General features: G+C 30.5%; 6 protein-coding genes, 2 pseudogenes and 1 CRISPR repeat array. Of the genes and pseudogenes, 4 read left to right on the plus strand and 4 right to left on the minus strand.

The annotated features are described in order from the left end of the window. Window positions 1–281: 281 nt before the first annotated feature. Both KA873_RS09275 and KA873_RS09280 read right to left on the minus strand, forming a co-directional pair. The gene (locus tag KA873_RS09275; protein WP_031920601.1) at window positions 282–563 is read right to left on the minus strand and encodes a hypothetical protein; all 282 of its coding nucleotides are present in this window, start codon (window positions 561–563) and stop codon (window positions 282–284) included. Beyond that, window positions 529–849, minus strand: a pseudogene (locus tag KA873_RS09280) (cassette chromosome replicative helicase); the annotation flags it as partial. The pseudogene KA873_RS09280 and the gene KA873_RS09275, both read right to left, overlap by 35 nt. Window positions 850–857: 8 nt before the next feature. Here KA873_RS09280 and KA873_RS09285 point away from each other — a divergent pair. Then, a pseudogene (locus tag KA873_RS09285) lies at window positions 858–1,196 on the plus strand (cassette chromosome recombinase CcrA); the annotation flags it as partial. Window positions 1,197–1,307: 111 nt separating this feature from the next. Here KA873_RS09285 and KA873_RS09290 read toward each other — a convergent pair. Further along, a complete protein-coding gene (locus tag KA873_RS09290) occupies window positions 1,308–1,667 on the minus strand; it encodes a ZIP family metal transporter (protein ID WP_001631039.1) in 360 nt (119 codons plus the stop codon). A 206-nt stretch (window positions 1,668–1,873) separates the two neighbouring features. On the opposite strand from KA873_RS09290, the gene KA873_RS09295 reads away from it, so the two are divergent. The 3 genes from KA873_RS09295 (at window position 1,874) to KA873_RS09305 (ending at window position 6,042) form a co-directional block, all read left to right on the plus strand. Then, entirely contained in the window at window positions 1,874–2,200 is a 327-nt protein-coding gene (locus KA873_RS09295) for an ArsR/SmtB family transcription factor (RefSeq protein WP_031920602.1), read from the plus strand. 329 nt (window positions 2,201–2,529) lie between these two features. Then, window positions 2,530–4,455 (plus strand): heavy metal translocating P-type ATPase, encoded by a 1,926-nt coding sequence (locus tag KA873_RS09300; RefSeq protein WP_053027547.1) that lies wholly within the window; start codon window positions 2,530–2,532, stop codon window positions 4,453–4,455. A 1,071-nt stretch (window positions 4,456–5,526) separates the two neighbouring features. Further along, window positions 5,527–6,042 (plus strand): hypothetical protein, encoded by a 516-nt coding sequence (locus KA873_RS09305; RefSeq protein ID WP_046465699.1) that lies wholly within the window; start codon window positions 5,527–5,529, stop codon window positions 6,040–6,042. Between the two features lie 239 nt (window positions 6,043–6,281). Here KA873_RS09305 and KA873_RS09310 read toward each other — a convergent pair whose 3' ends face one another. Continuing rightward, window positions 6,282–7,691, minus strand: coding sequence for a glycosyltransferase family 2 protein (locus KA873_RS09310; RefSeq protein ID WP_107517684.1), 1,410 nt, complete (start codon window positions 7,689–7,691; stop codon window positions 6,282–6,284). Window positions 7,692–8,374: 683 nt separating this feature from the next. After that, window positions 8,375–8,695: a CRISPR direct-repeat array (repeat unit 36 nt; unit sequence AATCGACAACCACCCCGTAAAAGAGGGGACGAGAAC). The last annotated feature ends 1,153 nt before the right edge of the window (window positions 8,696–9,848 follow it).

A 9,848-nucleotide genomic window follows, 5' to 3' on the forward strand; every position in this document is an offset into this window, starting at 1 on the left:
AGTAACGAGAAGTAACGAGAAGTAATGAAGAGTGACGAAAAGAAACCAATGCTCAATTGGTTTCTTTTTTTATAATTTATATTAAAAACCTCATTATTAGACGATAAGCAGAGACCTATAACAAATGACCTTTTGATGAAGAATTAAAAGGTGAAAATTTTGTTTTTGTATTTTAAAATATAACCTTATCATGAAAGTATATATAATTGGAAAATATCATGGGAATTTTTCGGTTGTATAAAACTATGAATCTACTTTATGGTGTTATATATAGAAACTAATCATTGTATCTCTTCTTTCTGTGAAAAGATGATGATAATAAATGAAATAATCATGTAACCTGCTATCATCCACATAACTATATGATAATAAATGATTATGTTTGTAATTTGAGCGGTGAATAATACGATAATGGACAAACCTACGGGTCCACCTAATTGGTGCATGCTATTAGTCATGCCGCTTGCTGCGCCAGCTATTTTACTATCAACTTTATAAATACCAGCGCTAGTAAGTGGTGCAAGAATCCATCCTTGACCTAATCCTATAAGTATCATAGGCAATTAGTCCATGGTTCTCCATCATATTCTTTAACGCTTTGTCATCAGAAAACTTACCACGGTTTTGTGCTACAAATTGCGTAATGACTTCGATCGCTTTATCTGCCAGTGATCGTTCAGAGACTGTATGAGCATGATAATCAATAAAGTAGTCTCTTATTTTAGCGATATCAATATCTGTAGGTAAAACATGACTGAGAATCTTGGCCGAAGTAGTGATAGCTGCATAGCGCTTAAACATACGAATACCAGTATTATTTATTTCATCCTTCAATTTATCTTTAAACCAATGATGTAATTCAAAAACGGATCAAAAAACAAAGGGCCCTAGAAACTAGGAGCACACTTACACAAGAACAATTGATAGATAAATTAGCTAAAGGAGCCATCGATGCAGAAACGTTCAGAAAACAATCTCAATCGTTACTTCAACAATCAAAACCAACACTATCAATAAATGAGCAACAAATTCAAAGGTCTTTTGAAAATGTAATTCAACAACACTTCACGTTAAGCATGTTATACCGATATATTGATGAAATTCATATTTCTAAAAACAAAAGCCTTGTGGGAATCTATTTCAAAAATGAACCGCTAAACATTGTAAACCAAGCTACGCAATCATCGATTGCTTAATTAATGAAAGGATGAAAAATATGAAAGAAATGAAAAGAAAATCTGTAGGATGTTATGTTAGAGTTTCAACAATTTCTCAAGACATTGATAAATTTAGTATTAATGGTCAAATTACACAAATAAAGGAATATTGCCAACAGGGAAATTATGAATTGCTATACTGATAATTAAAAGTACCCCCGATCGAACGAAAATATCTTTTTGATGACTATTAGTGATAATTGTAATTTTATCCATTAATAGATGAATGGATTGGAATAATACTAAGCCTATTGCTATTCCACCGAGTAAAATTACCCACCCGCCTAATTCAATACTTTCCGGAATCATTTCAAAAAATAATAAGCCAATTATAAGGCCTGCACATAATGAATAAATAAAGCCATGACCACTTTGAAAACCTTCCATTATCCAAGCGAGTCCACCGCCAACACCAATTCCAAGTGCGGAAGCTAACGCCCGATCATCCATACTGCACTCATCCCACTATTCTTAAAAAGGCTTTGTTTATTTTACTCTAAAAAATCAAAACAAAATATATGAATTCATATTAAATATTATTTGATTCTTTATTCAGATTGTTATATCATATATATGAACATATATTAATATATGTAGATAAATAGTGATTATTATATATAAGGTTTTGAATTGAAACCTAAAGTGAGGGAAGGATAATGGAAGAAAAAAAGGAATTAGAGGAAGTAAATAATAAGGACTTAGATGATGAAACATTATTTGTCGTATCGCAAACATTTAAAGCGTTAGGTGATCCTACGAGAATCCGGATTCTCCATTTGCTCTTTTATAAGGAGTATTCGGTAAACGGTATTGCTGAAACGCTACATCTTAGACAATCAACAGTTTCCCATCAATTGCGGTTCTTGAAAAATTTACGGTTAGTAAAATTCCGAAGGGAAGGCACAATATTGTTTTATTCCCATGATGATGAACATACTATGAATATGCTAAAACAGGCGATCGATCACGCCTGTCATCACTAGTATTCCGTAAACCAGTAATGAGTGTTAATAATAATTCACGTCATTAATATTGTTATATGATCATATAACAATATTATAGGCATATGAAAAGGGGATTTTGCAATGGATATGGAAAACAAAAAAACAGAATGGAAAGCGTTGTATGATATCTCGAAGGAAAGTGAGATGGGTGTAGCAGAGAGGGTTAGTGAATACGGTTGATAAATTCATAGGATGTATTATTGGATACAAAAAGTTTGGATGTGGTCAATTAACGTCCTGGTTTAGTAAAGCTTACTGCGAATATATTGGAACCCGATATATCATATTTATTTAGAAAGGTGATAGAAATGAAAAATATTCAAGAGCAACAAGCACACGAAAGTCATAGCCACGATCATAGTCATGATCATGATCACGGAAAAATGCCAATTATTTCATATTTTATTGGCTTAGTGTTGGCTATAATTGGGCTTTTTTTAAGTGATGCAAATTTATTAATACAAAACATCTTATTTTCAATTGCCACAATCACAGCCGGCTACCATGTAATTATTCTCGAAGGAATTGGAGAGACAGTTGAAAATACTAAATTAAAGGGAAAATTCACTCCTAATTCTCATATTCTAATGGGATTAGCTGCAATCGGGGCTTCTCTGATAGGGAGTTTTTGGGAAGGAACCCTTTTGATACTTATTTTTTCCGGCGCTCATTTTCTTGAAGATTACGCTGAAGGAAGAAGTAAAAGAGAAATTACTAAGCTACTCGAAATGAACCCAACGACAGCTAAATTAATCCTACCTGATGGAAACACAAAAATTGTTGATGTCAGTGAATTAAAAGTTGGAGATCAACTCCAAGTGCTGAACGGTGATCAAGTTCCAATTGATGGGATTATTTTATCCGGTACTACCTCAATTGATGAATCTTCTATTAATGGAGAAAGTATACCGAAAGAGAAGTCTAAGGGTGACGAAGTTTTTGGAAGTACGATTAATGGAACAGGTACTTTTACTATGGAAGTCACTAAGGAAAACAAGGATACTGTATTCTCTAAAATTTTACAATTAGTTAGTCAAAACCAAGATAATCAAACAAAAGCTGCCAGTATCATTCAAAAATTCGAGCCTAAATATGTTAATATAGTTTTAATCGCAATACCATTAGTAATGTTACTTGCTCCTTTTCTATTTGATTGGACATGGTCGCAAAGTGTTTACAGGGGATTAGTGCTTTTAGTCGCAGCTTCACCGTGTGCTTTGGCAGCAGCTACTGTATCTGTAACATTGTCTACAACATCTAACCTAGCTAAAAAAGGCGTGCTTTCAAAAGGAAGTACTTACCTATCACAATTAGCGGATATAGATGCAATTGCCTTCGATAAAACAGGAACCCTTACGAACGGAGAACCTAAAGTAACAAATTACTATTTCACTCATTCTGTGAACGAAGAAAATATTATTGATATTATAGTCGCCCTTGAAAAGGAATCCAATCACCCACTCGCTAATGCTATTTTAGAAAAATTTGAAGTTAAAAATAAAATAGACATCGAAGTTACTAATCAAATTGGAAAAGGTCTGACAGGAGATTATAATGGAAAAAATTATCGTATTGGTAAGCCTACTTCTTTTGAAAGTGCTTCTGAAGAGTATACCCAGTTCAATCATGATTGGGCATCAGAAGGAAAGACGGTTGTATACGTAGCAGAAAATGAAGAAGTTATTGGGATTATAGCTCTAATGGATATTCCGAATGAGCATGCTAAAGAAACAGTTAATTACTTTAAGAAACTTGGTATCCACACGACTTTAATTACTGGTGATTCGGAAATGACGGGAAAAGCTGTAGGCGAACAATTGGGAATAGACGAAGTTATCGCTAATGTAATGCCTGAAGATAAATCCAGAATTATAGAAGAACAAAAAGAAAAATTTGGAGTTACTGCCATGGTCGGAGATGGTGTGAACGATGCACCGGCCCTTGTTAATGCTGATGTTGGTATAGCTATGGGGGGCGGTACTGATGTGGCAGTAGAAGTATCTGATTTGGTTTTAATGCAGAACAATTTATCTAAATTAGTACAGTCTCATAAAATTTCCTCAAATATGGGTCGTGTTATTAGGCAAAATATTATTTTTTCAATGGCAGTTGTTGCCTTTTTAGTTGTCGTTAGTTTGTTAGGATTAACTGATATTACAATCAGTGTAATTGTTCATGAAGGAAGTACTTTAGTTGTTATACTAAATGGACTTCGATTATTAAGATCTAAATAATGAACGAATCGATTGACATGAATGAACTTTGAAGTGTGGATTCTACAATGCTCCCATAACATTGGACACTAAAAAACAGAGCAATCTAATAAAGATGTTATGAGTAAAAACAATGCCTTGCATACCGTTTTTATCATACGGGCGGTCAAATAAGCAATTAAAGAGCATGGGAAGCATAAAATCATAAACAGTGACTTAAGGCAGCCAGTTTACATTCAAAAGTTAAATTGACTGTATTAAAAGTTTCGAAACGATTAATATCCGTATGGGGGCAAGCGTCGAGCCAAAGATAATGCCAGGACAGAGCGTCTTTTTCCGTTCTTTTAAGTGGGAAAGGTTTTACCTTCTCTAGGCCAAGACAGTCCCAGAGCTAAAAGGGCCAGTTGCTCTTTTTGGGCGTTTGTGAACGGTAATCGCAGGAAGGGGATTTTCCCAACCGCACCTGGTTTTCCATCACAATAAAGTTGGCGGCATTTGTTCTGATATTCTTGGGAATACTTACACTATGAATGGCCGTATTAAGTGATACAGGAGCTGCTATTATTGTAATACTGAATGCTCTCCGCCTTTTGAGGGTAAAAGAATAAAAGTAAGGATAACTAGGTAAAGCTGTTCAATCAAAAATTGAACAGCTTATTTTTCATCAAAATCAAAAACGTTTATTATAATACCTACACTTGTTCTGTTAAACGTACCGATTTTTTAACCTTATTGTATCAGTAATATCTTGAAACGAAGTAAGCGACTAAAATTTCTCTTTTATCATACGTTTATAAAAATACACTTTTAAGAACGGTTTGAAAATTTTTGAAATAGATCAAAATAATCTTCTGGTTAAAAAACCTGTAGATATGATTTCTCTCTTAAATTTTTGTTTGATTAGATTAGACCCTAATAAGACGCATTCAACATGTCTACACGTGAATTTAGTCTTTGAAAATGTAAGGACCATTATTATTATAAAAACCCTAGTATAAAACGATACGCTGAAGCGTATCATAAATAAAACTAAAAAATAGGTTGTGAATAATTTTAATGAAAAATAATTATATGTAGAACGAGGGTTTGGAATTGGAGATTGAGGGGGCTAGTTTAATAGTTTCAATATGTTCAGTAATCATTGCTATTTTTGCTTGTATAGCTACAATTGTAACTGCTAGTTATACAAAAAAGTCATATATAACTCAAAATAAAGGATATATTGGTATATACTATGAAGGATATCATATAGGAAATTTTGTCAAAAAAATTGTAATTAAAAATTATGGTAATTCCCCGGCTAAAATTGATGAAATAAATATAAATGAAAAAAATTTACCAAATTATTTAAAGAAGTTTTTTGAAGCTCAAAAAGAGAAGACATATATGCCCAATCAATCTGCGACTTGTATTGTTTTATCAGCAGACTATGATTCTACAATTGAATTAAATTACAATTATGAAAGCATGTACAAGAATGAAAGTGAATCTGTGACTATTGACTTAAGTACGACTAATAAAGAGCTATATACAAAAGTTGAGAAGTTAAATAGCGAATTTGAAAATGAATTACTTACAGATTTAAATCAACTATATAGCAAAATTTAAAAATACCCATCTATAATATTAGGTGGGTATTTTGATGAATAAGTATGCTTATTTTTTATTTGAATAAATTTCAATTTCCTTAATCGGTTGGCCAATGTAAATATTGTTTGTATTCAAATAACTCTTCAAAACTATTTGGAATTTTACAAGGTTTGATTCGAAATACTTCTTATTTATAGTTTCTTAAATTGTTGCTAAACTCTCTTCTTGTTATATAGTTAGTAATACTAGCAAAAGAGTTAATCTTTTTTTACATAGCCCAGATTACCATTAACAGTTTCATAAAAATTAAATTGCATCCCTGATTTAATAACAGACCCATTTAAATTTTCATCAAGAACTGTCAGAGCTAATTTACCTTTTGGCAGTTTATTTGTTTGAAATTGGACTGTGTATTCACCAGATTTGAAAAAATCTTTTTTGATTTTTAAAACTGTATAGTTTGTTGGGTCCTTTCTGCTTTTTATTTCAAGATATTTTAATTCTGAGTTTTTAGAATGTAGTTTTAAAAAAATATTTTCATCTTTTTGAAATATTTTTTGTAATGTAACATGCATTCTCTTTTTATAGATATTTCCATTATATGAGTAATAATATTTATCGTTTAAAACATGTAGTTGTTTATCGTCTTTCTTCAAATAAAAGTTAACAAAATCTATAATCTCTTGTTTATTTCCATTTTTTATAAGTTTTATAGCCTGTTGATTTAATTCATCATCGACGTAGTCTAGTGAATTGAAATCTTTATCTATGATGTTTAAAATATCTTGGAAAACAGGCAGTAGCATATCAATTTCTTTAATAAATTGTTTCTTATAAAATTTACCTTCTAAAATATCTTTGTTTATGATTCGATATAACAAACTAGTAAAAATTCTATTGTTTTTATATTTATTTATTAAATAACGATAGGCTTCATTTTGCCACTTCATACGATTGACTACAGTAGATTCTTCTGATTTTACTAAAGAAATATTTTCATCATAACGATTAGCACAATAGACAACATCTTGCGTGGTACTGATATTTTTAGTGTTAAAAAATACTTCGGCAAAAAATTGTAAATCTTCTCCATAAATCATCTCTGGAAAACGGATATTATTCTTTTTGATTATCGAAGACTTAATCATCCTACCGGCAGGTGCTAAATGATAAAATGACTTTCTGAAATTTTTTAAATCAACTTTTTTATGTGCAATTTTAGATAAAGCAACACCACTGCGTGCAATACGGTCAGTGTATACATATTTTGTAAGACCGGTGGCATAGTCTGTTTTATTTGATTTTAGAAGTGTATATAAATTTTCTAGGGCATCTGAAGGCAACCAATCATCGCCATCTACAAATAGTATATATTTTCCTTTACTTAAATCAATTGACAAGTTACGAGGTTTTGCCGGTGTGCCTGAATTTTCATCTAATTGTACAAATTGATAATTAACAAAGCTTTCGACTTGTTTAGATACAATGTCAGGTGTACTATCCGTGGAACAATCATCTACAACTATTATTTCAAAATCACTTTTATCCATTGTTTGATTTAATATACTATCTAGTGTTTTTTTAATAAACTTTTCTTTGTTATAAGTACTTATTAGTACGCTAACTTTAATTTTATTATTCTTTTTGTTGTTTTTTATAATTTTCATTTTTTACTCCTATATCATTTTGTAAGATTTAATCTTTTTATACTTCAATTAGTTATAATTATCCTAACATAAATAATGTGCTTTTGTATTAACTCAATATTTTTAGAATCCTTATTTATTGTACTACTCTTATAATAGATTATATAGTTCTTTTTATATTTATATATTTTTTCGCGTAGCAGTTAAATGTTTATAGTTTACTTCTATTATTTCATGTTATTACTAGAAAATTAGACTATTTTTACAATATAGCTTAAATATTATAGTTGATGTTTGTATCAATTATATTTCCAGTTAAATAGTTGGAATGGTATTCAAAGTAAATTTACTAAAGCATTTAGAGGGTTGTATAATGATTGAGTAATAAAAATTTAGTAGGTTTTCAAAATGAAGCAGAGACAAGATAATATGATTGAGGTATGGACTCATAGAAATAGATGGATATATTTTAAGAAAGTATTAACTCAATTTGTATTATAATTTATAGACCTATTTCTAGTTGAAGTGGAATTAATGAATTTAAAAAAGCAAGAAAAAACAGAATGCATTATTATATTCAATTGCTTTAATAATAAAGATATATCTGTGATAAAAACATTGTATTTAAGAGGCTACTAAATGATCTTAAATATTAGTTTATAGTAGCCTCTTTCTTTGTAGAAAAGGTTAAGGAAAGTGATTAAAATCGACAACCACCCCGTAAAAGAGGGGACGAGAACCTAATCAAAAACGTATATAAATATTTTTTCATTTCTCTAATCGACAACCACCCCGTAAAAGAGGGGACGAGAACGTGTACATGTTTGTTTCATCATTTTCTTCTGATATTGAATCGACAACCACCCCGTAAAAGAGGGGACGAGAACTCCATTGATTCGCCAACCATGCTAATTCAAATCGACAACCACCCCGTAAAAGAGGGGACGAGAACAGCAAGAAATTAATTACATCGTTTTTTACGCCCGTTGAATCGACAACCACCCCGTAAAAGAGGGGACGAGTACCTCATCTTGATGATCTCAATTGGCTTGGTTCAAAAGAAATCGATAACCTCCGTAGAATAGAGAATAAGTATTAAAAATATATTTGATTTGACAAAATATTCTGCAAAAAAAGGGGAACAAAAAATCAAGATTTAAACTGTAATTCATTATCTTTGCAATTAATTGACATTCATTTCTAAATAAGCAGAAACAAAAATAACGTTCATACAAATAATTTCTTTATGATTAAGTTAGAATTAGAAAATCAATGCGAAATACGAATAACAGCGAATGGAACGTATATTATTGAGAGATTGGATGCAGTGTATTGCAATTCGAGAGTTGCTACTTAAGAAATTAAAAAGAAGAAAACAAAAAATAGGAATTAAATTTGAAATAAGATATAAAACAAATATTTTTGTCATAATTAATTTAGTAAGTGCTTTATTATTTAGTAGGATAGGAACACATCAAACATAAGCGGTTGAAAGTAAAGTAACGCCTAATAATACTACAAATATCAGAATTTGTGCTATGAAAGAACATGGTTATCATCTAGAAAGTGTAAATTTAAAAAATGAGTATAAAGAATATTATTATGTAATTTTTCATTGTAATAAGTCTTAACATGAGGATGGAGCTGTTAAATTTTATAAAGATATTTTAGTAGAAACTGGCCCGGAGCTGTAGCTGTGACTGACTATCAAGAATGAACTAAAGTAGGTTGTTGTCCATTAACAAAAAAACAATATTTAACATCATCTACTAATAGTGCGAATAATGAGGATTAAAAGTAAACAATTGACAATAATGAACCAACACAGAGTAATCAATTACAGAATTTAAGTATTATTCAAGCAAGTAATAACACTCAAATACAAGTTAAGAATAATACATTACCAGGAACAGATGAACAGTCTAACTCTGGTTTGGTTACAATAGTTGTTTCTGTATTATTTGCTGCACGATCATTATTAATATTTAAAAAACTTTAAAATTTAAATAAAGTTAATATTAAATAATAAAAATTTTCTAAAGTATTTGTTGAAAAAATAATAACTTTGAAAGTTTTTTAGCAAAATCACTAAAAGGGGGAAGCATATAATAAATGATGCGGTTTCTTATAAAATTAAACAAGGAAGAAATTCAAGATTAATAATGAATTTCTAACTAG

Origin of the sequence: Staphylococcus sp. GDY8P45P (assembly GCF_017892745.1) — a bacterium.
Taxonomy (GTDB): Bacteria; Bacillota; Bacilli; order Staphylococcales; family Staphylococcaceae; genus Staphylococcus; species Staphylococcus cohnii.